This is a genomic window from Paludibacterium yongneupense DSM 18731, assembly GCF_000422925.1.
Classification (GTDB): Bacteria; Pseudomonadota; Gammaproteobacteria; order Burkholderiales; family Chromobacteriaceae; genus Paludibacterium; species Paludibacterium yongneupense.
Genome location: NZ_KE383959.1, coordinates 122,944 through 146,168 on the forward strand (window position 1 = coordinate 122,944; position 23,225 = coordinate 146,168).

The window sequence follows — 23,225 nt, forward strand, 5'->3', positions numbered from 1 at the left end:
GCAAATAAGTTCACGCCATCGGCCATCTTTCCGTAAAAAGACAGTCAGCGGCGCTCGACCTGACTGACGTCGCGCACAGCGCCATTCGCCGCCGACGTCGCCATGGCGGCATAGGCGCGCAGGGCCGGACTCACGTAACGGTCGCGTTCGAGCGGCTTCCAGGCCTTGGCGCCACGGGCTTCCATCGCATTGCGCCGGGCGGCCAGAATGTCGTCCGACACGGCCAGTTCGATACGGCGGGCAGGAATATCGATCTCGATGGTATCGCCCTCTTCCACCAGGCCGATCGCACCGCCATCGGCCGCTTCCGGTGAGGCGTGGCCGATGCTCAGTCCCGAGGTCCCGCCGGAAAAGCGTCCATCAGTCAGCAAGGCGCAGGCCTTGCCCAGCCCCTTGGACTTGAGGTAGGACGTCGGATACAACATTTCCTGCATCCCGGGTCCGCCTTTCGGTCCTTCGTACAGAATCACCACCACATCTCCCGCGACGATGCGATCGCCGAGTATGGCCTCGACTGCGGCGTCCTGGCTTTCGAAAACCCGCGCCCGTCCGCTGAAACGCAGATTGCTATCGTCCACGCCCGCCGTTTTGACGATGCAGCCGTCGCGCGCGATATTGCCGTACAGCACCGCCAGGCCGCCGTCCTGGCTATACGCGCTGTCGCGGCGCCGGATGCAGCCCTGCTCGCGGTCAAGATCGAGATCCGGATAGCGCATGTTCTGCGAGAACGCCAGCGTGGTCGCCACCCCGCCCGGCGCGGCGCGATAGAAGCGATGGGCAGTGCTTTCGGGCGCGTTGCGGGCGATATCCCACTCGTCCAGCGCCGCCGCCAGCGTAGCCGAATGCACGGTCGGCACCTGGGTTTCCAGTAGACCCGCGCGATCCAGCTCTCCCAAAATGGCCATCACGCCGCCAGCCCGGTGCACATCTTCCATATGATACTTCTGCGTGGCAGGCGCCACCTTGGCCAGGCAAGGCACGCGCCGCGACAAGCGATCAATGGCCGCCATGTCGAAATCGATGCCCGCCTCGCGCGCCGCAGCCAGCAAGTGCAGCACGGTATTGGTGGAGCCCCCCATGGCGACATCCAGCGTCATGGCATTGGCGAAAGCGGCGCGACTGGCAATATGGCGCGGCAGGGCCGTCTCGTCGTCCTGCTCGTAATAGCGCCGCGCCAGATCGACGATGGTGCGTCCGGCGCGCAGGAACAGTTCCTTGCGATCCTCATGCGTCGCGACCAGCGAACCGTTGCCGGGCAGCGACAGGCCGAGCGCCTCGGTCAGGCAGTTCATCGAATTGGCGGTAAACATGCCGGAACAGGATCCGCATGTCGGGCAGGCCGAGCGTTCGAGCTCGGCGACCTGAGCGTCGCTGTTGGCGGGATTGGCCGCCTCGACCATCGCATCGATCAGGTCCACCCCCCTCGTCTCGCCGTTCCAGTCGACCTTGCCGGCTTCCATCGGTCCGCCGGAAACGAAGACTACCGGGATATTGAGCCGCAACGCGGCCATCAGCATCCCCGGGGTGATCTTGTCGCAGTTCGAGATGCACACCAGCGCGTCGGCACAGTGCGCATTGACCATATATTCGACCGAATCCGCGATCAGGTCGCGCGACGGCAAGCTATAGAGCATGCCGCCATGCCCCATGGCGATGCCGTCGTCGACGGCGATGGTATTGAACTCCTTGGCCACGCCGCCGGCTTTTTCGATTTCGCGCGCGACCAGCTGTCCGAGCTTGTGCAGATGCACGTGGCCGGGGACGAACTGGGTGAACGAGTTGGCGATGGCGATGATGGGTTTGTCGAAATCGCCGTCTTTCATGCCGGTGGCGCGCCACAGGGCGCGCGCACCCGCCATGTTGCGACCGGACGTGGAGGTACGCGAGCGGTATTGGGGCATAACAGAATCCTTGGACAATTCGTTGGCTTCACAGGGTCAGTCGCGAACCGCGCCAGCCGCGCCGCATGGCCGTATGGGCCACAGCGCGGAAACACTCTCGCGGGGGTCTCCGGGAGAACGGGCGAACGCGCCCACCGGTATTGGGCGCGACGGCGGGGAACGCTTTCCGTATAATTTCGTCCATTCACTTTTACCGCAAACAAACACGACTGACAAATGATCATTCATCCGCAGTTCGATCCGGTGGCCATCCACCTCGGCCCGCTGGCCATCCATTGGTACGGGCTGATGTACCTGCTTGGCTTCTTGCTGTTCATCTGGCTTGGCAATCGCCGCATCCGCGCGCGACAGACGTTCATGACCGGAAAAATGCTCGACGACCTGCTGATGTACGGCGTGTTCGGCGTGGTGCTTGGCGGGCGGCTCGGTTATGTCCTGTTCTACAAACCGGCCGAGTACCTTGCGCACCCGTTGTCGATTCTGCATGTCTGGGAAGGCGGCATGTCCTTCCATGGCGGCTTTCTGGGCGTACTGGTCGCGATGGCGCTATTCGCACGCAGGCATGGGCGCGGCTTTTTCGAACTCGCCGACTTCGTGGCGCCGCTGGTGCCGCTGGGTCTGGCCGCCGGGCGCATCGGCAACTTCATCAACGGCGAGCTGTGGGGCCGGGTCACCCGCCCCGACGCGCCCTGGGCGATGCTGTTTCCGCAATCGCAGCTCGACGACCGCGCGTTCGCCCAAACGCATCCGCAGTGGCTGCCGACACTGCAACAGTATGGCGGCCTCGCACGCCACCCTTCCCAACTGTATGAATTCGCACTGGAGGGCATTGTCCTGTTCGCGCTATTGTGGTGGTATAGCTCGGGAAGACGGCAAAAAGGCGAAGTATCCGCCCTGTTCCTGGTCGGCTATGGCAGCGCCCGCTTCCTGGTCGAATTTACCCGCGAACCCGACAACTTTCTCGGCCTGCTGGCCTTCAACATGAGCATGGGACAATGGCTGAGCCTGCCCATGATCGTGATCGGTCTTGCCATGCTGTTCGTGCTGAAAAAACGGGCCTGAACCGACGTCCGTCCTTTTGTGGAGGTTACGCCATGCGCATTATCGTTCTCGACCCCGGTGTCGTCATCGACGATTCGACCATCATCGGTTTTGGTCTTGATCGCAGCGGACTCGCCGCAGGGGAACAGCAAAGCGCCACGCGCTTGTTCATGCGCTACGATGGCGATATCGATATCGACCGGCTGGCCGAAACAACGAGCGGCATCGAGCGGTCGGTATACGGTCCGGCGGAAACGCTCGATGCGCTGGCAGCGGCCTTGCCCGCCGCGATCCGCGCCCGGCTGCGCTTCGAAGCGGTCGAAGTCGGCGATACGGTGGCCCTGCCCGACGGCATGGCCACCGCACTGCCGGCCGACCGTGGCGATGAGCCGGCCATAGGCTGGCTGGTGGAAGGGCCGTGGCGCGCGCTGGCCATCAGCGGCGACGACGGTCAGTGCGCGGCGTTCTGGCACTGGGCGTCGAACGCCCCGTCGCTGACCGACGTGATCTGCCCGCAAATCACGCCTGACGCACTGGCCCTGCTGCCGCCCAATGCCCACATCTGGCTGCCGCCGAACTCCGCCGGCAGCTACCCGATCGCCGCCATAAAAGCAGGCATGACCCTCGAATTGTGAACATCCGTCCGCGCGGGCGGCGGCCGCCGCCCGCGTTCTGTCCTATGCCCGCTTGATATCGAGCGTGACCCCTACGCTCTTCCACTGTCCGACTTCCTGCATGAAGGCGCTGGCGGTCAGCGGACTGCTGCGCATCCACGCCTGGTCGACGCTGAGGCAGAAACCCCTGGAATGCGCGCTCAGGTCGAATACCAGCGGCAGCGCCATATCGTTGCGACTGCGATAGAACAGCACCGCAAGGCGCAAGGCGATGATGGCCTGCCACAAAGGATGGTCGCTCGCGTAAGGCAGCATCTTGCTCATGTCGCCGCGATGCCCGAGCACGATAGTCGCCAGCGCCGTTTGCTCCCGCCGCGAAAAACCCGGCATATCGGCATTTTGCAGGATATAGACCGAGTGCTTGTGATAGGCGGTGCGCGAAATGGTCAACCCGATCTCGTGCAACTTGGCTGCCCACAACAGGCGCTTGAGCCAGTCGGGATCGATCGCATCGCCCGCCACCATCCGATACAGGCGTTCGGATAAAACCATGACCCGATCCGACTGAGCGATATCGACATGGTAGCGGCGCCGAAACTGCGCCACCGTGGTCTCGCGCATGTCGTGTTCGCGCTGGCGCCCCATCAGATCGTACAGCACGCCGTCGCGCAAGGCGCCTTCCGCCACCGCCATCCGCTCGATGCCAAGCTCTTCGAAGATTGCGATCATGATCGCCAGGCCGCCCGGCAACACCGGGGCGCGATCCGACTTCAAGCCGTTTAGATCGAGGTTGCGTATCCACTCGCGCCGGATCATTTCCTGACGCAAGCGCTCCATCCCGGCGAGCGTGATGTCCGAATTGCTGTAGTCGTTGAGCTCGAGAATGTCGCGCAAGGAACGCGCCGTGCCCGACGTCCCGATCGCGTGCTGCCATTGCCCCGCATTAAATTCGTGAGCGATGCGCTGCACTTCGTTGCGCGCGGCGAGAACCGCATCGCGGAAGCTGCTCTTGAGCAGGCGGCCATCAGGAAAGAAACGCAAGGTATAACTGACGCAGCCGAGCGGGAGGCTCTCGGTGGAAATCGGCTTCAGATGGCTGCCGACAATAAACTCGGTGGAGCCGCCGCCGATATCGACCACCAGCCGCCGTTCGCGCGTCGCCGGCAGCGAATGCGCGGCGCCGAGATAAATCAGCCGGGCCTCTTCACGGCCAGCGATGATTTCAATGGGAAACCCCAGCAGCTGTTCCGCACGTTCGATGAAATCGGGCGCATTTTTCGCGACGCGCAGCGTATTGGTGCCGACCACGCGCACCTGCGAGGGGTCGAGGCCGCGCAGCCGCTCGCCGAAACGCGCCAGGCAGGATAGCGCACGCACCTGGGTGTCGTTATCCAGCGTCTTGTCGGCCCCCAGCCCGGCGCCCAGGCGCACGGTTTCCTTGAGGGCATCCAGGGAATAGAGCTGGTCGTCGACTACACGCGACACTTGCAAGCGAAAGCTGTTTGAACCGAGGTCGACTGTAGCCAGAATCTCGGGCGTGGTGGGGGGTACGTTCGTCAAGTTCACCCCTTCTGGGTCTGAGTTCGAATATGGCGCACTGGCGCAAAAAAAACGGTAGAACCCGGTCGCGCAAACGACAGGTTGTACCGTTTTCCCAGGGTATCACCGCGACGCGACCGTGGCGGACATGTTACCGCCAATGCAGGGTGACGTCACCTGCGCACGCAGCGTGCGCCCTACCCGTTGATCGTCGCGTTCAGATCGTCGATCGTGGTATGGCGGATATCCTTGCCCTTGACCAGATAGACCACATACTCGGAAATATTCTTCGCGTGGTCGCCAATGCGCTCGATCGCCTTGGCGATGAACAGCGTATCGATCGACATGCTGATCGTCCGCGGATCTTCCATCATGAAGGTGATCAGGTGGCGGATCTCGGCGGCGAAATCGTCGTCGAGACGGCGGTCTTCCTCGGCCAGTTCGAGCGCGGCGTGGGCATCCAGCCGGGCAAAGGCATCGAGCGCGCGGCGCAGCATCGCGATCGCGACTTCAGCCATCTTGCGCACTTCGCGAAAGCGCGGCATCTGATAGCGCTCGTTTTCGTGAATGGCTTTGCCCATACGCGCGATTTTCTGCGCTTCGTCGCCGATGCGTTCCAGATCGGTGATCGTCTTGACCACCGATATCACCATGCGCAAATCGCCGGCAGCCGGCTGGCGGCGTGCGATGATATGCTGGCAGTTCTCGTCGATCGAGACTTCAAGCGCATTGACCAACGCGTCTTCGGCAATCACCCGATCGAGCTTTTCGATATCCCCCGTCATCAGCGCATCGATGGCAGAGAGGATTTGCTGTTCGACCATGCCGCCCATCTGCAAAACGCGGGTACGCGTGTTTTCCAGCTCCAAGTCGAACTGCTTCGATATATGTTCAGCCATTCAAGCCTCGGCAAAAATGAAAGCAAAAAGTAGAGCTTAATCCAGCTGCATGACACGCAAATGACAGCGCGGGGCGTTCAGCGTATTTCTTCTATGCCGTTCTGACGCGCGAGCAGCAGCACATCGGCCCGGCGGCGGGCAAACAGGCCATTGGTGACCACGCCGGCGATCTGGTTCAGGATGCCTTCCATTTCCACCGGCTTCGAGATTTTCATCCCGTGCACGTCGAGAATGATGTTGCCGTTGTCGGTTATGAAGCCATCGCGCAGTTCGGGGTGGCCGCCGAGCTTGACCAGTTCGCGCGCCACGAAACTGCGCGCCATCGGGACGACTTCGACCGGCAGCGGGAAGCTGCCGAGCACATCGACGTATTTGCTTTCATCGGCGATGCAGATGAACTGGTCGGACGCCGTTCCGAGGATCTTCTCGCGCGTCAGCGCGCCGCCGCCGCCCTTGATCATGTGCAGATAATGGTTGATCTCGTCGGCGCCATCAATATAGACGGGTACGCCATCGACCGCATTCAGATCGTACACAGGAATATGGTGTGCCTTCAGCCTGTCGGCGCTGGCCTGGGAGCTGGCGACTGCGCCCTTCAACCGGCCCTTGATGGTTGCCAGTTCTTCGATGAACAGATTGACGGTGCTACCCGATCCGACGCCGACGATACAATCATCGGGAATGAACGCCAGCGCCTTGCGGGCGGCCTCCAGCTTGAGTTGATTCTGGGTAAGCATACGGTTCTCCATGAAGTCTCGTGACCCGGCCCTGCACGGGCCGCTGATTTGAGTCGATTATCACATATTGGCGGGGCCTTGGGGCGCCCCTGCGGAGCGTTCCAGCAGGCAGACCGCCTGGGCCTCGATGGCCTCGCCGCGCCCGAGATAACCGAGTTTCTCGTTGGTTTTCCCCTTGACGTTGACGGCACCGGACTCGAGCCCCAGATCGGCGGCGATCGTGGCGCACATCGCATCGATATACCCGGCCAGGCGCGGCGCCTGCGCTATGACAGTAGCATCTACATTGACAATCTGCCAACCTGCGGCAGCGACGCGCGCTTGCGCCGCGCGCAGCAGCACGCGGCTGTCCGCGCCGCGGAAGCGGGGGTCGGTGTCGGGAAAATGACGGCCGATATCGCCGAGTGCCGCCGCGCCGAGAATGGCGTCGGTAATCGCGTGCAACAGTGCGTCCGCATCGGAGTGACCGAGCAGCCCGAACCCGTGCTCGATGCGCACTCCCCCCAGAATCAACGCACGTCCTTCCACCAGGCGGTGGACGTCGTAACCTTGCCCGATACGAAACAGGCTCATTCTTTCCTCGCTGCCAGTATCGCGCGCGCCAGCGTCAGATCGCGCGGCCAGGTGATTTTGAAATTGCTGGCATCGCCTTCGACCAGCCTCGGCTTGTAGCCGAGCTTTTCGATGGCGGACGCCTCGTCGGTGATCGTATCGAAATCGACATCGCTCAAGGCCCGCGACAGCAGGCCCGCACGGAACATCTGCGGCGTCTGCGCAAGCCACAGGCCGCTGCGAGGCAAGGTCGAGGCGACGCGTCCGTCACGGTCGGCACGCTTGACGGTGTCCGGCACCGGCAATGCCAGCAGGCCGCCGACCGGGTCGTCGGCCAGTTCGGCCAGCAGCCGCTCGACCATGCCGACAGTCAGGCAACAGCGCGCCGCATCGTGCACCAGCACCCAATCGTCGGCGGCGGCATCCAGCGCCGCCAGGCCGTTGCTGACGCTCTCGGCACGGGTAGGTCCGCCGATGCGTTGCACACTGAGCCGTGGCAGGTCCCATTCGTAATCGTCGAACCATTCGTCCTGTGCCGAGATGACCAGCACGACCTTGTCGATGCATTCCAGCGCGCACAAGCTGGCCAGGGTATGCCACATCAACGGCCGTCCGGCCAGTTGCAGGTATTGCTTGGGGCAGGCAGCACCGAAACGCGAGCCGGAACCCGCCGCCGGCACGATGGCGTAGCGGCGGCTCATGCCTCGCCCTCCGCCGCAGTCTGCTGGAGGGAGCGCCACAGGCAGGTCCCTTTTACCGCGCGATCGAGCTCGTCGAGATAGGAGGCATGCGCGCTTTCTTCCTGCTCCGTGGCCGCCAGCACCCGCAGCGGCTTGCGTTCGAAATGCAGACCATCTGCCCCCAGCGGGGTGTTCTCGTCGAGGTCGATGTCCATGACCAGGCTTTCCTGGCCCCGGGTCATCGACAAATAGACTTCGGCCAACAGCTCGCAGTCGATCAGCGCCCCGTGCACGGTCCGGTTGCTGCGGTCGATGTCGAAGCGGTCGCACAAGGCATCCAGGCTGTTGCGCTTGCCCGGAAATTGATCGCGCGCCATCGGTAAGGTGTCGATGACGCCTCCGCATAACGTGGCGACCGTCTCGCCGCCCGCACGCGCGAATTCGGCGTTAAGAAACCCGACGTCGAACGGGGCGTTGTGAATGATCAGTTCGGCATCGCGCAAGAAATCGACCACCTCGTGCGCGACGGCGGAAAAGCGCGGCTTGTCGGCGAGAAAGTCGAGCGAAATGCCATGCACCCGCTCGGCATCGGGGTCGATCGCCCGGTCGGGATGGAAATAAAGGTGGAGATGGCGTCCGGTCAGCTTGCGGTTGACCATTTCCAATCCGGCGAATTCGATGATGCGATGCCCTTGCGCCGCGTCGAGACCGGTCGTTTCGGTATCGAGAATGATTTGTCTCATGGCTTCTACAGTCGCACTCTTACATTACGGAATCGACGCCGCGGTTGGCCAGGCCGTCGGCGCGTTCGTTGAACTCATGGCCGGAATGGCCCTTGACCCAGCGCCACTCGACCTGATGGCGCCCGGCGCTCTCGTCCAGCCGGCGCCACAGATCGGCGTTCTTGACCGGTTCCTTGGCCGCGGTCAGCCAACCGCGCTTCTTCCAGTTGTGTATCCACTCGGTGATGCCGTTCTTGACGTACTGCGAATCGGTATAGACCACAACCTGGCACGGGCGCACCAGCGCATCCAGCCCTTCTATCACCGCCAGCAGTTCCATGCGGTTGTTGGTCGTCGTCCGCTCGCCGCCGAACATTTCCTTCTCGCTGCCGTTGCAACGCAATAGCGCGCCCCAGCCGCCCGGCCCGGGATTACCCTTGCACGCGCCATCGGTGTACATCTCTACCACTTGTGTCATGTCGTCTCGTCTGTATGTTGCCGGGAAACCGGCTGATGATCGCTTCCGCCGGCCACGACCAGGCCGGAGGCGGCCTGCTGTTTCCAGTTCGGAGTAATCAGGCGCATGGAGCGCTGCCGCTTGATGGCCTCGATGCCGTAAACGCCGGCAGCCAGCGGCCACCAGCGGTCGCCGGCCGCTTCCATGAAGCGGAAGCTGTCGAGCCAATCGCTGCGATTGAAAGGGGGGGCATAGCCCATGAAAGCGCCGCCGCTCGGTTCGAGACCGAGCAGGGCGAACCAGTCCTTGATCCGCACCAGGGACAGAAAATTACCGTTCCACGGCTCGGGAAAACGCCCCTGCAAGGCACGGCGCGCGCCCCACAGCGACACGGGATTGAAGCCGGTCAACACCAGCCTCCCCTCGGGCATCAGCACGCGCTCGGCCTCACGCAGGACCTGGTGCGGATGCTCGCAGAAATCCAGCACATGCGGCATCACCAGCAAATCCAGGCTACGGGTGGCAAACGGCAGCAGTTCGCCGTCGCACACCACGTCGGCCGGCTTGCTCGCGGCGGTCCGGCATTGCCACGGAATACGGTTTTCCCGCAAAAAATCCACTTGTGGCAAACCGATCTGTAGGGCATGGTAACCGAACGCATCCGCCACCGCACCGTCGAAAAACGCGAGTTCGCGCGCGAGCAGATACTGGCCTAACTCACTGGCGGTGAGCCATTGGGAAAACGCGTCCATCAACGCCCCCGAGTCCTATACATCATGCTGACTATCACTCCTTTACCCGCATTCAACGACAATTATATCTGGGTTTTACACAGCGAATCGCACGCCGTAGCGGTCGACCCCGGCGCTGCCGCCCCGCTGACGGAATTTTTGACTCGGCAGGGCCTCACGCTCGACGCCCTGTTACTGACCCACCATCACGACGATCACACCGGCGGGGTCGCTGCCCTGCGGCGCGACACGCCGTCGCTGACCGTTTACGGCCCGCCCGCCATCGCCACGCACGGGGTCGCCGAAGGCGACCGCATCGAGGTGCTCGGCCGCGAATTCCGTGTTCTCGCGCTGCCCGGACACACCCTGGACCATATCGCCTATCTGGGCGCTGGCGATCTGTTCTGCGGCGACACCCTGTTCGGCGCCGGTTGCGGACGCGTGTTCGAAGGAACGCCGGAGCAGATGCATGACTCGCTGCAGCGATTGACCACGCTGCCGCCGGAGACCCGGATCTACCCCGCGCATGAGTATACTCTGTCCAATCTTGCTTTCGCCCGCGCGATAGAGCCCGGCAACGACGCGCTGCAGGACAGGATAGTCGCAGACCGCGCCAGCCGTGGCGCTGGACGTCCGACCTTGCCATCGACCCTGGCCCTGGAAATGGCCACCAATCCGTTTTTGCGCGTCGACAGCGAAAATGTTCGTAGAAGCGCAGAAAATCATTACGGTTCGCACTTGCCGCTTCCCGTGGATATTTTCAGGACGCTTCGGCAATGGAAAAACGTTTTCCAGGCCGATTCAGTCTGAATCAATCTCTGAATGCCACTAAAAAAAAGCGCGCCAGCGGGGGGCTGGGCAGCTTTTTCCGGCAAAGCATCTGAAATTGTTTGTTTTTTTGGGTTGACACCTTGTTATAGGATGATTAGCATCGGCCAAAATCAGAATACCGGGCCCGCCAGATGAACAGAATCAAACCATTGGCACTGTCATTGCTTTTTTTCGCGGCAACACAGGCGTTTGCTGATGCGACGCCCGCGAGTGCGCAAGGCAGCGTCAATGAGCCTGTTGCAGCCGGGCTGGACATGATGCTGCTGAACTCCAGTTTGTTGCGTAACGGTGACAGCGTCTGGCAGCGCGTGCGCGAAGGCTTCCAGCTGAGCGAAGTCAATACCGACCTGGTGCGCAGGCAGGAACGCTTTTACGCCTCCCATCCCGAACTGTTCAAGCGCACGTTGGACCGCAGCCGCAAATATCTGTTCCACATCATGAACGAAGTCGAGCGCCGCGGCATGCCGACCGAGATCGCCTTGCTGCCCATGGTGGAAAGCTCCTTCGTTCCGACCGCCCAGTCGCGCGTCGGCGCGTCCGGCTTGTGGCAATTCATGCCCATGACCGGCCGACGTTACGGACTGGAGCAGACGTGGTGGTACGACGGACGGCGCGATGTGGTGGAAGCCACCCGCGCCGCGCTTGATTATCTGCAGGCCCTTTACACCCAGTTCGGCGACTGGAATCTGGCGCTGGCGGCCTACAACTGGGGCGAAGGCAATCTGGCGCGCGCCATCGGCAAGCTTCAGGGCGGCGACGTCAACTACGAAAACATCCGCATGCCGCTGGAAACACGCAACTACGTGCCCAAGCTGCTGGCCTTGCGCAATCTGCTGGCGACACCGGATAAATTCGGCATTCACCTGGATAAATTCCCGAACAAGCCCTATTTTGTCGCCGTATCGCCGGGGCGCCATATGGATATCGACATCGCCGCGCATCTGGCCGGCATGTCGGTCAGCGAATTCAAGGATCTGAACCCCGCCTTCAACCTCCCCGTATTCGCCTACAAAAACGGGCGCCAGATGCTGATTCCCGCCTCGCGCATCGACCGTTTCGAAGCCAGTCTCGCGCATTGGGACAAGCCGCTGCTGACCTGGCAGGTCTACACGCCGCAGAACGGCGAAACCGCCAACGACGTCGCGATGCATAACGGCATGAGCACCGCGCAGTTGATGAGCGCCAATCATCTGGGCAGCACGCAGTTGCAGGTCGGCCGCCCGCTGCTGGTGGCGATGCACGGCAACGGCAGTGCCGCCCCGCTGGTAGCCGATGCTGTCGCCTTGAGCGACACCGGTAGCAGCGTAGCCGAAACCAGGCCGGCCGCTGTCGCGACCGCCTCTGCCGCGCCGGTGACGCCGGTCCCGGCAGCCGTTGAAACGGTAGCATCGGCCCCGGCGCCGGTGATCCGGCTGGCCCAGGCGGATGCCATCGCCCAGATCGCCCAAGTGACAGAAGCCGCACCCGCGGCCCGTATCGAGCCCGCCGCGGCACCGGCGACGGAATCGCATGCCCTCGCCGAAACGCAACGCGCACCGCAGGCCACAGCGCGTCTGAGCGAAATCCCGGCACCGGTCAAGGCCGTCGCTTTGCTGTCCGGCAGCAGTTATACGGTCAAAGCGGGCGACACGCTGTACAATATTTCCCGCCGCACCGAGCTCAGCGTAGCCGAGCTGAAAGAACTGAACAAACTGGGGTCGGATAGCGTCAAGCTCGGCCAGGTGCTGAAGATCAAAGGCCGCAACATCGCCACCGCCATCGCACAGAATGGCGCGCAGGGCAGCACCGAGCCGCTGGTCAAGACGGCGAATGCGAAGACGGCGGCAAGCAATGTTCCGGTCGAATACGTGGTTCAGCGCGGCGACACGGTCTTCAGCATCGCCCGCCGCTTCGGCGTCAACCACACCGACATCCAGCGCTGGAACGACGCGTCGCGCCTGGCCACGCTGCAGCCCGGTCAGAAAGTCATCGTCGAAGGCCTGTGAACCACCGGGCGGCGGGCGCTTTCTGCGCCGCCGCCGTCCGGCTCATTCTGGCGCCTTGCTATCCAGCCACAGCGTCACCGGGCCGTCATTGACGAGTTCCACCTGCATGTCGGCACCAAAGATCCCGGTCGGGACCCTGGCTTGCAGGCGTTCGCTCAAGACGGCGACAAAGCGGTCGAACAGGGGCCGCGCCGATTCGGGCGGCGCAGCGCGGCTATAGGACGGACGATTCCCTTTTTTCAGGCTCGCGTGCAAGGTAAACTGGCTGACTGCCAGCGCCTGGCCACGGGTGTCCAGCAGCGATAAGTTCATCACCCCCTTCTCGTCGTTGAAAATTCGCAACTGACTGATCTTGCGGCACAAGTAGTCGATATCCTCGACCGTATCCGCCGTCTCGACCCCGACAAGAAGCAGGACACCTGCTCCGATTTCTCCGCACACCTGTCCTGCGACGCTTACCGACGCCTGCCTGACCCGCTGCAGCAACACACGCATCTCGTCTCCTCAATTCACGGATAATCCACAATTAGAGCAGATCTCCACGCAATGCGCTGCTAAACTGTGGCTCCACCCGACGACCCGAGGATAGCGTGATGCTGATGTTGATCTCTCCCGCCAAGACGCTGGATTTCGATACCCCTGCCGGCTGCGACCGCCATAGCGTACCGGAGCAGCTCGAGCACAGCGCGGAGCTGATCTCGATCCTCAGCGGCAAAAGTCCGGCCGACCTGTCCGCGCTAATGGGAATCAGCGACGCGCTGGCCGTGCTCAATGCCGGCCGCTTCAGCCACTGGCACACGCCATTCACGCCACGCAATGCCAAACAGGCCGTACTCGCCTTCATGGGCGATGTATATGAAGGCCTCGACGCGGCTTCGCTCGACGACGACAGTCTGGACTGGCTGCAGCGCCACCTCGGCATCTTGTCCGGCCTCTACGGCTTGCTGCGGCCGCTCGACCTGATCCAGCCCTACCGCCTGGAAATGGGCACGCGTCTGGCCACCGCGCGCGGGCGCGACTTGTACGCCTTCTGGGGCGATCTCATCACCGCAAAGGTGGCCGCGCGCCTCACCGACGATCGGGTGCTGATCAACCTGGCCTCGGGCGAGTATTTCAAATCGGTCCGGACCCGGCAGTTGGCCGCACGCGTGATTACCCCCGTATTCCAGGACAGGAAGGCCGGCCAGTACAAGGTCATCAGCTTTCACGCCAAACGCGCACGCGGCCTGATGGTCCGCTGGGCCGTGCAACATCGCGTCGCCGATCCCCTGGCCTTGCAGGGATTCGACGGCGAAGGCTATGCCTTCGCGCCCGATGTATCCGATGCCGACAACTGGGTATTCCGCCGCGATGCGGCGGACGGGATCATGCCACGCACTTGACGTGGAGGATGGCTTGAGGCCTGATATGCTGCATAGCAACATCTTGCCGTAACGGGAGAATAGCCATGGATTTCGCGCCCGCCACCCATCCGCTGCGCCAGACGCTCAACGATGAAGTCCACGCCCGGCGGGCGGTTCCGGTTGCGACGCCGGCCCGACTCAGCGCGCTGACTTTCTGGTTCGGACAGGATGACAGCCAGCAGTTCGCTGCACTGCAGCGGCTATGCCACGCGCTAGGTCTGCCGCCGCCGCAGCCTGGCGCCGTGCAACACCACGCCATCAGCAGCAATGGACTCGAAATCGCGTGGTCGCTGCATACCGAATTTGTCCGCTACCGCTTCACCTGCAGCGGACTTGAAGGCGACCCGTTTACCGATACGGCCGTGGCTGGCTTGCCGCCGGGCTGGTTGCGCAGCGTACCCGGACAGGTTCTGGTGGCACAGCATGCGGTGCTCCTGCCCGAAGAAGACGCCGCGCCGCTGGACGAACTCGGCGAGCGCTGGTTGCGGCGCGAGGATATCATCGGCGCCGACATCGCAGACGGGGCCGCCACAGTGGTGACCGATTTGCGCCTGCACCACGATGTCGCCACCGACATCCCTTTCACCCGTCTCGTCATCGTCAACCGCAATATGAAACCCCAGACCAGCGGTCGCATGATGACGCGGCTGTTCGAAATCGAAATCTATCGCATCCTGGCTCTGCTCGCCTTTCCGATCGCCCGGCGCCAGATGCGCGATCTCGACCGGCTGGACACGCAGATGCGGCAACTGACCCGTCGCCTGAGTTCGGAACAGGACGACGACCACGCCTTGCTGCGCGAGTTGAGCGAACTGGCCGCCGAGCTCGAAGACAGCGTCGCCGCCTGCCAGTACCGGTTTTCGGCGGCGCGCGCTTACTATCAACTGATCGAACGGCGCATCAGCGAGCTGCGCGAACGACGCATCGCCGGCCTGCAGCCGTATTTCGAGTTCATGGAACAGCGCCTGGCGCCGGCCATCGATACCTGCCACAGCACAGAGCAAAGGCAGAACAGCCTGGCCGAACGTTTGCAGCGCACCCTGGCCCTGATACGCACCCGGGTCGAAGTCGCACAGGATTCGCGCACGCAATTGCTGCTCGCTTCGATGAACCGCAGGGCCCAGCTCCAACTGCGTCTGCAGCAGACCGTCGAAGGGCTTTCGGTCGGCGTGCTGACCTACTACGCGGTCAGCCTGCTCGCTTACGCGAGCAAGGCGCTCAAAGCGCTGGGGCTGCCGCTCAATCCCGATCTGGTGGCCGGGCTGGCGGTCGCCCCGCTGGGGCTGGGCATGTGGTGGGGAATGCGTCGCATGCGGCGGCGGCTCGAGCGCGCGCCGCGTGCAGCGGACTGATTGCTGAAAAACGGAAGATCGCAAGCGGAAAAAGCGGGATGCTGGGGCACATTCTGATTGCGCAGCCCGTTTGGCACGGGCCGCCAAGGAGCCACTGCCGCATGCACTACACTCAACTCTCCCGACGGGGCGGCTGCTGGAGCAGCTACCGTGACACGCATGAGTCCCCTCCCCGCCCGCGTACCGGCCATGCCGCGCAGCGGGTGCCATGCAGGCTGCCGCCCTCGCGCCCGGCCTACACAAAGCTGCGCCCTTTCCTGCTGCTGCTGATACTGGCCGTTCTGCTCAATCTGGTGCTACCGGCCGATTAGCGGGCATCAGGCCGCCTGCCTGCGGCACGGGAGCGCCCGGGAGGCAGGCGGCGAGCCTCCTTCTCCGGGCGACAAGGATTCAGGCCGGATGCAGCAGGTCGCCGAGGCCGATGCGCCGCAGAAATGCCGCGCGTTTGCCATCCGCCAGCGTATTGACCGCTTCGCAGCCGTCATCTGCCGGGTCGATATGGACCCGGAATGGCCGCTGCCCGTGCGCCGTCGCGACGACGTCGGCAATGGCCTGCGCCACCAGCGTCACGTCTGCGTCTTGCGGTTCGCATGCGCTCAGCCCCTGCATGACCGCGCGCTCCAACCCGGCATTGGCCCCCGCCGCATAGTCGGCCGCGCAGCCGGTATCGGCGGGCGAGCCCGCGCTGCTGAAGTGGTGCGTCCCCTTGCCGAAGGCGCCGGGAACGATGATGGAAGTCTCTATCCCCCAGCGCGCAAGCTCGCCGGCGTAACTGACAGCCAGTGCATCCATCGCCGCCTTGGCCGCGAAATAAGGCGCCAGATAGGGCGGCGTTCCGCCGCGGGCGCTGCTGCTGGATACCCAGACCAGCAAGCCCCGTCCCTGCGCGCGCAGCAAGGGCAAGGCCGCCCGGTTGACGCGCTGCGTCCCGAGCACATTGACATCGAACACGGCGGCATACTGCTCGGGCGTGAACGCTTCAGCCGGCCCGAATACCATATGCCCGGCGTTATGCACGACAACATCGAGCCGTCTGCGCTCCGCCGTGATCGTCGCCAGCGCCGCCGTGACCGAATCCTGCACGGTCACATCCAGTTCGATCGGGATCAGTGCCACGTCATGTGCCGCCGCATACGCGAGCACGGCGTCGGCCTGGGGACGGTTGCGCCCTTCGCTATCGCGCATGCCAGCATAGACGGTATGACCGGCCCGGGCCAGCGCTCGCGCCGCCAGGGCACCGAAGCCGCTGGACGTGCCGGTGATGAGGATGACTGAGTTCATAGCGCTCCTTTCGTACTGATCACGCGATGAAGACGGTTGCATTCAGGCGAAACCGCCATTGGCGCGCAACACTTGCGAGTTGACCCAGCCGCCATCCGCCCCAAGCAGGAAAGACACCACGGCAGCAATATCGGCCGGCTGTCCGAGCCGCTCCAGCGGTGCGAGCATGCCGAGCTGAGCAATCTGCTCGGCACTCTTGCCTTCGAGGAATAATTCGGTGGCCACCGGCCCCGGCGCCACCGCATTGACCGTGATATTGCGCCCGCGCAGTTCGTTGGCGAGCACGTGGACCAGGCCCTCGACGCCGGCCTTGGAGGCGATATACGCACCGTAGCCGGGAAACGATTTGGCGATCACGCTGCTGGAAAAGGCGACGATGCGGCCGCCGGGGGCGACGTGACGCGCCGCCTGGGCCAGGACGATGTAACTGCCGCGAAGATTGGTGGCGATCACGCGATCGAAAGCGTCCAGATCGGCATCGGCGATGCGCGTCATCGGCATCACCCCTGCATTGTTGACCACGGCGTCCAGGCGGCCGAAGCGTTCGAAAGTGGCCTGAAACAGGCTCTCCACCGCCCCGGCATCGGCCACATCGGCCTGAACCGGGAAGGCGCGACCGCCGGCGGCAACGATCTCCGCCACGACGGCTTCGGCCTTGGCCACACTCCCGGAATAATTAACGGCAACCGCATAACCGTCTTTTGCCAGACGACGGGCGATTTCGGCGCCGATGCCGCGCGAGGCCCCGGTCACGATGGCGACTTTGGTGTCCTGATTCATACTGCACATCCTTTCTGTTCTGGAGGGCGATCCTGTCATGCCGGACCGTGAATTCAGTATGAACAGCCGGCGATTGTTTGATAAGATGAATAATATTTAACAAGTTGTGTAGCTGAGGCAAACAATGCGACCCTGTTCGCTAAGCGACCTCGACGCTTTCGCCAGCGTCGCCCGCAAGCGCAGTTTTCGCCAGGCGGCCCTCGAGCGCGGTGTTTCCCCTTCCCTGCTCAGCCAGACGATTCAGCGCCTGGAGCAACAGTTGGGCGTCCGGCTTCTGAACCGGACCACGCGCAGCGTCACGCCGACCCAGGCCGGGGAAATGATGCTGGCCGGCCTCGAGCCCGCCTTCAGCGGCATCGCGCAGACGCTGGAACAGCTGAACGCGTTGCGCGATCGCCCGTCCGGCCGCTTGCGCATCAATGCGCCGCTGCCGGTCGTCCACCTGCTGCTGGCGCCACGGGTGGCCGATTTCATGCGCAGGCACCCGGATATCGAACTGGAAATCAGCGGGGACGATAATCTGATCGACGTACTCGGCCAGGGCTTCGACGCCGGGGTCCGCTACGGTGAGGACCTCGCACAAGATATGGTCGCGATACCGCTGCAGAGCCCGCCGCGGCGCGTCGTGGTCGCCGCACCCGACTTTCTGGCGCGCGTCGGGACGCCGCTCACACCGCATGATCTGCTCGGCCACAGCCTGATCGCCCATCGCTTTGCGCGCGGAGATGTGTATCGCTGGGAATTCATGAAGGACGGGCAGCCGCTGACCATCACGCCCGGCGGGCCGCTGACGGCAAACGAACCCTGGCTGGAAGTCCGGGCCGCACTCGACGGCGTCGGTTTTGCCTGGGTGTTCGAAGACTATGTCGCCGCCCGCATCGCGAGCGGCGACCTGGTGACGGTACTGGACGACTGGTGCGCACCGATGCCGGCGCCGTATCTGTATTACTCGAGCCGCAAATACATCAGCGCCCCCCTGCGCGCCTTCATCGACTACATGCGCGAGGCACGCGCAGGGGGCTGAGGCAGGCAGCGCGTGTCAGAGAGCGGCAAGATGGGAGAACAACCAGTACAGGCTGCCGGACAGCAGCACCGCCGCCGGCAGCGTCAGCACCCAGGCCATCAGCAGATTGCGTATCGTCGCCATCTGCAAACCGGATTTGTTGGCCGCCATCGTCCCGGCCACACCCGACGCCAGCACATGCGTGGTCGAAACCGGCAGACCGAACATGTCCGCCGCGCCTATCGTCGCCATCGCCACCAGCTCAGCCGAAGCGCCTTGCGCATAGGTCAGATGGCTTTTCCCTATCCTCTCGCCGACCGTGGTGACAATGCGCTTCCATCCCACCATCGTCCCCAGGCCCAGTGCGATCGCCACGACGACTTTGACCCAGATCGGGATGAAGCGGGTGGAAGCATCGATCTCGCTTTTGAATGCCTGCAGATTATCGGTGGTTCGCGCATCGAGGTGGACGCCTGAACTCTTGGTCAGCAAACGAATCGATTCCGAAGTCAGATACATTTCGTTGCGAACATTGGCCACCAGCGCGGTGGGCATTTTGGCCAGGGAACCATGCTGTTCGACCAGATCGCCGATATGCGCGGTCATCGCGGCCAGGGCCGGGACGACGGCAGGATTCATCGTACGGGTACGGACATAGTCGGACAGCACGCTCTGCGGCGAAGCCGGTGCCGCCCCCGGAGCCAGCTGCAGCAGGGACTGGTGCGTGGCTTGCGCGACGGCGACGAAATGCGGGGTATGACTGGCCGGCATGGACCGGTTGAGCGCATAGGTCATCGGCACGGTACCGACCAGAATCAGCATGATCAGCCCCATGCCTTTCTGTCCGTCGTTGGAGCCGTGAGCAAACGAGACGCCCGTGCAGGTCAGTATCAGCAAACTGCGTATCCACCACGGAGGCGTTTGTCCGCCTTTAGGCGCGTCGTTGATCTCGCGGTTCTTCACCAGCGCACGCAGGGCAAGCAAAAGCAGTGCCGCAAAGCAGAACCCGACCAGGGGGGACAGCAAGAGCGCGTACCCGACCTTGATCGCCTGCCCCCAATCCACGCCGCTGGTTCCGTCGCGACCGTGCATCAGGGCATTGGCTACGCCGACGCCGATGATGGACCCGACCAAGGTGTGTGATGACGACGCCGGCAACCCGAGCCACCAGGTTCCCAGATTCCAGATAATGGCGGCGATCAGCAAGGCAAACACCATCGCGAAGCCGGAACCCGAGCCGACTTGCAGGATCAATTCGACCGGCAGCAGGGAAATGATGCCGAAGGCGACGGCGCCGCTGGACACCAGCACCCCGAGAAAATTGAAGGTCCCGGACCAGACCACGGCAAAGTGCGGCGGCAGGGAATGGGTGTAAATCACCGTAGCGACCGCGTTGGCAGTGTCGTGGAAACCATTCACGAATTCGAAGCCCAGCGCGATCAGCAAAGCCAGCCCCAGCAAAGCAAAAGGCAGCCAGGCGGTCGCCTGCGACGCGGCATGGCTGACATCGTCGAAGACGCTGTAGCCGGTGAACAACAGCCCCAGCAACAGCAGGGCAAGGAATAGTGCGATATGGGTGCGCTTGGCGGGGACGTCGAGTCGTGGACGCTCCAGGGAAGAGCTGGCGGTATCGGTCATGGATATCTAGTCCGTTCTGAAAAGATGGCTATCATCTTCTGACGTTCACATGGCCGAAAAAGGGAATATTTATGAATTTTGCATGACCATCCGGCATTGCCCCGCGTGAACGCCGCGCTCTGAAGCCGGGCGCGAACATCCCTTTGTCCACGCGGCACGGCGAGCTCTATCCGGCTTGCGTGCCGGCTGCGCCAGACGCCGCCTGCGACGGCGGGATCCAGACAGCCGTCCGACTGGCCGGCCGGTTTCAGCGACAGGCGGTCCTGGCGACGCCGGCTACCGGCTCGCGCTGCTGTCCGCGCTGTCCGGGACCGGCTCGCACTCGCGCCCGATCCAGGCACGGAAGGCCGAAAACGCCGGTGTTTCCAGACGGTCGGGCCGAAAGCACAGATAGTGCCCCTGGTCGACGAGTACCGGCTCGCCGCAGTGGCAGTGCAGTACGCCTTGCGCCAGTTCATCGAGCACCAGCATCCGTGGAACCAGCGCGATGCCCAAGCCGCTGACGGCGGCCTGAATCGCAGCCGAATACTGGGCGAAGCGCGGGCCGGCGAGGGTGTCGATCCCGGCGACGCCATGCCGGACAGCCCATTGCCGCCACGCCATTGGCGCTTCCTCATGATGCAGCAAGGTCTTGCCGGCAATATCGCCTGGATTCAAGATCGATGCGCCCCCCGGCAACATCCCCGGGGACCAGATCACCACGAATTCCTTTCCGGCAATGTATTCGGAAACCAGCCCGTGCCAATCGCCCGAGCCGTAGCGGATAGCCGCATCCACGCCGGCGGGGATGTCCTCGGCGGGCCCCAGATGCTGACTGAAGCTCAGGGTTATACCGGGATGCTGCAGCCGAAAGGCAGGCAAGCGCGGAATCAGCCACTTGGTCAGGAAAGTGGGGGTGCTCGCCAGCGTCAGCAGGCCGGCGCCGGAAACATCGGCCCGCAACTCAAAGGTGGCGGTTTCAATGACGCGCAAAGCGCCTGAAATTTTCTGCCAGTACCCCATGCCCTGCGGGGTGAGGCGGACGCTGCGGCCGCTTTTTTCAAGCAGGGGTCTATCCACGAAGCTCTCCAGCCCGGAGAGCTGTTTGCTGACGGCGCTGACGGTAATACAGAGTGCATTGGCCGCATCGGTGACGCTTTTGTAGCGCGCAACCGCATCAAAGGCCAGCAATTCCTGGATGGTGGGACAGTTTCTTTTCATGGCTGGCAATGTGACCGCGTCATTAAAAACAGTGGCGTTAATTTCAACTATCGTAGCCTAACATTCATCTCTCTCGCACCCTATTCCCCATAGAATGCCCTTGTTGCCGAGCCATGCCAAGAAGACAGTGTCGTGCATGGAAAATATTAGGTATCTAGGGAGAGTAATCTTGATTCGTGGCGTAGCGCTTGTTTACGGCCTCTACCTGCTACTGCCGATCGCCCTGCTGCTGATTGGCAGTGCGGGCGGCTCGTGGACCAACACCCTGTTGCCGCACGGTGTGACGGGTCGGTGGTATCTGGAGCTGTGGCTCGACCCTTCTTTCCGGAAGGCTTTTGTAAACAGCCTGGTGGTGGCAGGCAGCGCCTGCATCATCAATACCGCACTTGCGCTTCCGCTGGCCTACAGGCTGCATCACAGCGCGGGCCGCCGCGGCAGCCTGGCGGCCAAAGCCGTCAGCAGTCTGCCGGTAGCGGTCCCGACCATCACGCTGGGTTTTGGTTACATCATTGTATTCAACAGCGACGCGCTACCCTGGCTGGGCTCCCTGCCGCTGCTGATAGCCGCGCATGCGGTCAACACGCTGCCCTACCTGACCAATGCCTTGCTCACCGACCTGCGCCACCAGCGGCTGGAGCGGCTGGAAAACGCGGCCGCGACGCTGGGCGCCACGGCCTGGCAGCAATTCACGGGGATCGTGCTGCCCAATCTGCGCCAGAGCCTGATCAGCGGCCTGGTCATGGTGGCCGCCATCTCGGTGGGAGAATTCAATCTTTCCAACCTGCTGAGCAGTTTTCAGAACCGCACTTACCCGGTTGTGCTGCTACAGGCGTTTTATGGCGCGACCGGCTTTGCCTGTTCCGCCACGGTCATCCTGCTTCTGCTGGCCTGTACGGCCGCCTTTTTTTCCTCCGCCGTCCTGAAAAAATCATGAGCCTAATTCTCGATCAAGTCAGTTATACCTACCCCGGCACCGTGCACGGGTTGAGCGATGTGTCGTTCTGCATCGAACCGGGTGAGCTTGTCGCGGTCATCGGCCAGAGCGGGTCGGGCAAGTCCACTCTGCTCAAGCTGGTCTCGGGGCTGGCCACCGGCCATACCGGTTCCATCATGCTCAACGGCGAAGATCTGGCGGCCAAGCCCGTGCATCTGCGCAATATCGGCGTCGTATTCCAGAGCTACGCCCTGTTCCCGCACTTGAATGTACTGGAAAACATTGCCTACGGCCTGAAACTGCGCCGGGTTCCGCTCGCGCAACGGCGTCAGCATGCGCAGGCCTTGCTCGAGGTCATCGACATGACCGCGTTTGCAGAGCGCGCGGTCACGCAGTTGTCGGGAGGGCAGCAACAGCGCGTAGCCCTGGCGCGAGCGCTGGCAATCAATCCCGCCGCCTTGCTGCTGGACGAACCGCTGGCCGCGCTGGATGCCAGCATCAGGGGCCACCTGCGCGACCAGATACGCCAGCTGCAGAAACGCTTCAATGCGACGACGCTTCTGGTCACGCACGACCAGGAAGAAGCCCCCCGGTGTTAGGGTAGTTGTCGTATCTTCAGATCGAATCAACTCATCATCCGGGGGCGGTGAAAGATCCATGTCGTGGCACGTTATTCACCTGAGCGCCGTGAGGCCTTACTCAAGAAGCTGTTACCACCCTTCAACATGACCGTGGCTGAGCTGGCACGTCAGGAAGGTCTCTCCGAGCAGACTCTGTACAATTGGCGCAAACAGGCCAAAGCCGGAGGAGCCGCAGTGCCAGGAGACAAGAATCGCGCCGAGGATTGGCCCGCTGAAGCCAAGCTGGCGGTCGTTATCGAAACCGCCTCGCTTTCGGAGATCGAGCTGAGCGAGTATTGCCGTAGCAAAGGGCTTTACCCGGCAC

General features: G+C 63.0%; 25 protein-coding genes. 11 read left to right on the top strand and 14 right to left on the bottom strand.

The window, feature by feature from the left end:
* Positions 1-44 precede the first annotated feature (44 nt).
* Entirely contained in the window at positions 45-1,901 is a 1,857-nt protein-coding gene (ilvD, locus tag G520_RS0118620; protein WP_028536969.1) for a dihydroxy-acid dehydratase, read from the bottom strand.
* A gap of 216 nt (positions 1,902-2,117) precedes the next feature.
* Here ilvD and lgt point away from each other — a divergent pair, with 216 nt between their 5' ends.
* Both lgt and G520_RS0118630 read left to right on the top strand, forming a co-directional pair.
* A complete protein-coding gene (lgt, locus tag G520_RS0118625) occupies positions 2,118-2,963 on the top strand; it encodes a prolipoprotein diacylglyceryl transferase (protein WP_028536970.1) in 846 nt (281 codons plus the stop codon).
* A 32-nt stretch (positions 2,964-2,995) separates the two neighbouring features.
* Complete coding sequence (locus G520_RS0118630; protein WP_028536971.1) at positions 2,996-3,577, top strand: hypothetical protein; 582 nt, start codon at positions 2,996-2,998, stop codon at positions 3,575-3,577.
* 42 nt (positions 3,578-3,619) lie between these two features.
* Here G520_RS0118630 and ppx read toward each other — a convergent pair whose 3' ends face one another.
* The 8 genes from ppx to G520_RS0118670 form a co-directional block, all read right to left on the bottom strand.
* Complete coding sequence (gene ppx / locus G520_RS0118635; protein WP_246542675.1) at positions 3,620-5,116, bottom strand: exopolyphosphatase; 1,497 nt, start codon at positions 5,114-5,116, stop codon at positions 3,620-3,622.
* Positions 5,117-5,292: 176 nt separating this feature from the next.
* Positions 5,293-5,994, bottom strand: coding sequence for a phosphate signaling complex protein PhoU (gene phoU / locus G520_RS0118640; protein ID WP_028536973.1), 702 nt, complete (start codon positions 5,992-5,994; stop codon positions 5,293-5,295).
* A 77-nt stretch (positions 5,995-6,071) separates the two neighbouring features.
* Complete coding sequence (gene rpiA, locus G520_RS0118645; RefSeq protein WP_028536974.1) at positions 6,072-6,731, bottom strand: ribose-5-phosphate isomerase RpiA; 660 nt, start codon at positions 6,729-6,731, stop codon at positions 6,072-6,074.
* Between the two features lie 60 nt (positions 6,732-6,791).
* A complete protein-coding gene (gene ispF / locus G520_RS0118650; RefSeq protein ID WP_028536975.1) occupies positions 6,792-7,304 on the bottom strand; it encodes a 2-C-methyl-D-erythritol 2,4-cyclodiphosphate synthase in 513 nt (170 codons plus the stop codon).
* A complete protein-coding gene (gene ispD, locus G520_RS0118655; RefSeq protein WP_028536976.1) occupies positions 7,301-7,984 on the bottom strand; it encodes a 2-C-methyl-D-erythritol 4-phosphate cytidylyltransferase in 684 nt (227 codons plus the stop codon). Before ispD ends, ispF begins: the two co-directional genes overlap by 4 nt.
* Positions 7,981-8,706, bottom strand: a complete 726-nt coding sequence (gene dnaQ / locus G520_RS0118660) for a DNA polymerase III subunit epsilon (protein ID WP_028536977.1) — start codon at positions 8,704-8,706, stop codon at positions 7,981-7,983. Before dnaQ ends, ispD begins: the two co-directional genes overlap by 4 nt.
* Before the next feature lie 19 nt (positions 8,707-8,725).
* Entirely contained in the window at positions 8,726-9,163 is a 438-nt protein-coding gene (gene rnhA, locus G520_RS0118665) for a ribonuclease HI (protein WP_028536978.1), read from the bottom strand.
* Positions 9,160-9,894, bottom strand: a complete 735-nt coding sequence (locus tag G520_RS0118670) for a class I SAM-dependent methyltransferase (protein ID WP_246542676.1) — start codon at positions 9,892-9,894, stop codon at positions 9,160-9,162. The genes rnhA and G520_RS0118670 overlap by 4 nt, the downstream gene beginning before the upstream one ends.
* 24 nt (positions 9,895-9,918) lie before the next feature.
* On the opposite strand from G520_RS0118670, the gene gloB reads away from it, so the two are divergent.
* Together gloB and G520_RS0118680 are read left to right on the top strand one after the other, a co-directional pair.
* The gene (gene gloB, locus G520_RS0118675) at positions 9,919-10,683 is read left to right on the top strand and encodes a hydroxyacylglutathione hydrolase (RefSeq protein ID WP_028536980.1); all 765 of its coding nucleotides are present in this window, start codon (positions 9,919-9,921) and stop codon (positions 10,681-10,683) included.
* 152 nt (positions 10,684-10,835) lie between these two features.
* Complete coding sequence (locus tag G520_RS0118680; RefSeq protein ID WP_028536981.1) at positions 10,836-12,689, top strand: lytic transglycosylase; 1,854 nt, start codon at positions 10,836-10,838, stop codon at positions 12,687-12,689.
* A 42-nt stretch (positions 12,690-12,731) separates the two neighbouring features.
* Here G520_RS0118680 and dtd read toward each other — a convergent pair whose 3' ends face one another.
* Positions 12,732-13,184: a D-aminoacyl-tRNA deacylase gene (dtd, locus tag G520_RS0118685; RefSeq protein WP_028536982.1), complete on the bottom strand. Its 453-nt coding sequence runs from the start codon at positions 13,182-13,184 to the stop codon at positions 12,732-12,734.
* A gap of 98 nt (positions 13,185-13,282) precedes the next feature.
* Here dtd and yaaA point away from each other — a divergent pair, with 98 nt between their 5' ends.
* From yaaA to G520_RS0118700, 3 genes are all read left to right on the top strand, one after another.
* Positions 13,283-14,071 (top strand): peroxide stress protein YaaA, encoded by a 789-nt coding sequence (gene yaaA / locus G520_RS0118690; RefSeq protein ID WP_028536983.1) that lies wholly within the window; start codon positions 13,283-13,285, stop codon positions 14,069-14,071.
* Positions 14,072-14,136: 65 nt separating this feature from the next.
* Entirely contained in the window at positions 14,137-15,444 is a 1,308-nt protein-coding gene (locus tag G520_RS0118695; protein ID WP_028536984.1) for a DUF3422 family protein, read from the top strand.
* 101 nt (positions 15,445-15,545) lie between these two features.
* Positions 15,546-15,755 carry a hypothetical protein gene (locus G520_RS0118700; RefSeq protein WP_028536985.1) on the top strand — a complete coding sequence of 70 codons (210 nt, stop codon included), beginning with the start codon at positions 15,546-15,548 and terminating at the stop codon, positions 15,753-15,755.
* Positions 15,756-15,834: 79 nt separating this feature from the next.
* Here the strand turns inward: G520_RS0118700 and G520_RS0118705 are convergent, their stop codons facing one another.
* On the bottom strand, positions 15,835-16,725 hold the full coding sequence (locus G520_RS0118705; RefSeq protein WP_028536986.1) for an SDR family NAD(P)-dependent oxidoreductase: 891 nt from the start codon (positions 16,723-16,725) through the stop codon (positions 15,835-15,837).
* 42 nt (positions 16,726-16,767) lie between these two features.
* Complete coding sequence (locus tag G520_RS0118710) at positions 16,768-17,505, bottom strand: SDR family oxidoreductase (protein WP_028536987.1); 738 nt, start codon at positions 17,503-17,505, stop codon at positions 16,768-16,770.
* Positions 17,506-17,629: 124 nt separating this feature from the next.
* Between G520_RS0118710 and G520_RS0118715 the strand changes: the two genes are divergently transcribed.
* Entirely contained in the window at positions 17,630-18,529 is a 900-nt protein-coding gene (locus G520_RS0118715; RefSeq protein ID WP_028536988.1) for a LysR family transcriptional regulator, read from the top strand.
* Positions 18,530-18,544: 15 nt separating this feature from the next.
* On the opposite strand, the gene G520_RS0118720 is transcribed toward G520_RS0118715, so the two are convergent.
* Positions 18,545-20,146, bottom strand: a complete 1,602-nt coding sequence (locus G520_RS0118720; protein ID WP_028536989.1) for an inorganic phosphate transporter — start codon at positions 20,144-20,146, stop codon at positions 18,545-18,547.
* Positions 20,147-20,422: 276 nt separating this feature from the next.
* Positions 20,423-21,346, bottom strand: a complete 924-nt coding sequence (locus G520_RS0118725; protein WP_028536990.1) for a LysR substrate-binding domain-containing protein — start codon at positions 21,344-21,346, stop codon at positions 20,423-20,425.
* Between the two features lie 169 nt (positions 21,347-21,515).
* Here G520_RS0118725 and G520_RS0118730 point away from each other — a divergent pair, with 169 nt between their 5' ends.
* The 3 genes from G520_RS0118730 to G520_RS23455 form a co-directional block, all read left to right on the top strand.
* The gene (locus G520_RS0118730) at positions 21,516-22,280 is read left to right on the top strand and encodes an ABC transporter permease (protein ID WP_246542677.1); all 765 of its coding nucleotides are present in this window, start codon (positions 21,516-21,518) and stop codon (positions 22,278-22,280) included.
* Complete coding sequence (locus G520_RS23450) at positions 22,277-22,879, top strand: ABC transporter ATP-binding protein (protein WP_084637705.1); 603 nt, start codon at positions 22,277-22,279, stop codon at positions 22,877-22,879. The genes G520_RS0118730 and G520_RS23450 overlap by 4 nt, the downstream gene beginning before the upstream one ends.
* Positions 22,880-22,942: 63 nt before the next feature.
* Positions 22,943-23,225: transposase (locus G520_RS23455; protein ID WP_036666583.1), on the top strand; the 283-nt coding region annotated here is incomplete at its 3' end.

Bases quoted from the DNA above. Each gene is read 5' to 3' on its own strand.
- ispF (WP_028536975.1), bottom strand. From the start codon at position 7,304: ATGAGCCTGTTTCGTATCGGGCAAGGTTACGACGTCCACCGCCTGGTG.
- dtd (WP_028536982.1), bottom strand. From the start codon at position 13,184: ATGCGTGTGTTGCTGCAGCGGGTCAGGCAGGCGTCGGTAAGCGTCGCA.
- G520_RS0118630 (WP_028536971.1), top strand. From the start codon at position 2,996: ATGCGCATTATCGTTCTCGACCCCGGTGTCGTCATCGACGATTCGACC.
- ilvD (WP_028536969.1), bottom strand. From the start codon at position 1,901: ATGCCCCAATACCGCTCGCGTACCTCCACGTCCGGTCGCAACATGGCG.
- yaaA (WP_028536983.1), top strand. From the start codon at position 13,283: ATGCTGATGTTGATCTCTCCCGCCAAGACGCTGGATTTCGATACCCCT.
- gloB (WP_028536980.1), top strand. From the start codon at position 9,919: ATGCTGACTATCACTCCTTTACCCGCATTCAACGACAATTATATCTGG.
- dnaQ (WP_028536977.1), bottom strand. From the start codon at position 8,706: ATGAGACAAATCATTCTCGATACCGAAACGACCGGTCTCGACGCGGCG.
- G520_RS23450 (WP_084637705.1), top strand. From the start codon at position 22,277: ATGAGCCTAATTCTCGATCAAGTCAGTTATACCTACCCCGGCACCGTG.
- rnhA (WP_028536978.1), bottom strand. From the start codon at position 9,163: ATGACACAAGTGGTAGAGATGTACACCGATGGCGCGTGCAAGGGTAAT.
- G520_RS0118680 (WP_028536981.1), top strand. From the start codon at position 10,836: ATGAACAGAATCAAACCATTGGCACTGTCATTGCTTTTTTTCGCGGCA.
- rpiA (WP_028536974.1), bottom strand. From the start codon at position 6,731: ATGCTTACCCAGAATCAACTCAAGCTGGAGGCCGCCCGCAAGGCGCTG.
- lgt (WP_028536970.1), top strand. From the start codon at position 2,118: ATGATCATTCATCCGCAGTTCGATCCGGTGGCCATCCACCTCGGCCCG.
- G520_RS0118695 (WP_028536984.1), top strand. From the start codon at position 14,137: ATGGATTTCGCGCCCGCCACCCATCCGCTGCGCCAGACGCTCAACGAT.
- phoU (WP_028536973.1), bottom strand. From the start codon at position 5,994: ATGGCTGAACATATATCGAAGCAGTTCGACTTGGAGCTGGAAAACACG.
- G520_RS0118720 (WP_028536989.1), bottom strand. From the start codon at position 20,146: ATGACCGATACCGCCAGCTCTTCCCTGGAGCGTCCACGACTCGACGTC.
- G520_RS0118710 (WP_028536987.1), bottom strand. From the start codon at position 17,505: ATGAATCAGGACACCAAAGTCGCCATCGTGACCGGGGCCTCGCGCGGC.
- G520_RS0118705 (WP_028536986.1), bottom strand. From the start codon at position 16,725: ATGAACTCAGTCATCCTCATCACCGGCACGTCCAGCGGCTTCGGTGCC.
- G520_RS0118725 (WP_028536990.1), bottom strand. From the start codon at position 21,346: ATGAAAAGAAACTGTCCCACCATCCAGGAATTGCTGGCCTTTGATGCG.
- G520_RS0118670 (WP_246542676.1), bottom strand. From the start codon at position 9,894: ATGGACGCGTTTTCCCAATGGCTCACCGCCAGTGAGTTAGGCCAGTAT.
- G520_RS0118715 (WP_028536988.1), top strand. From the start codon at position 17,630: ATGCGACCCTGTTCGCTAAGCGACCTCGACGCTTTCGCCAGCGTCGCC.
- ispD (WP_028536976.1), bottom strand. From the start codon at position 7,984: ATGAGCCGCCGCTACGCCATCGTGCCGGCGGCGGGTTCCGGCTCGCGT.
- G520_RS0118700 (WP_028536985.1), top strand. From the start codon at position 15,546: ATGCACTACACTCAACTCTCCCGACGGGGCGGCTGCTGGAGCAGCTAC.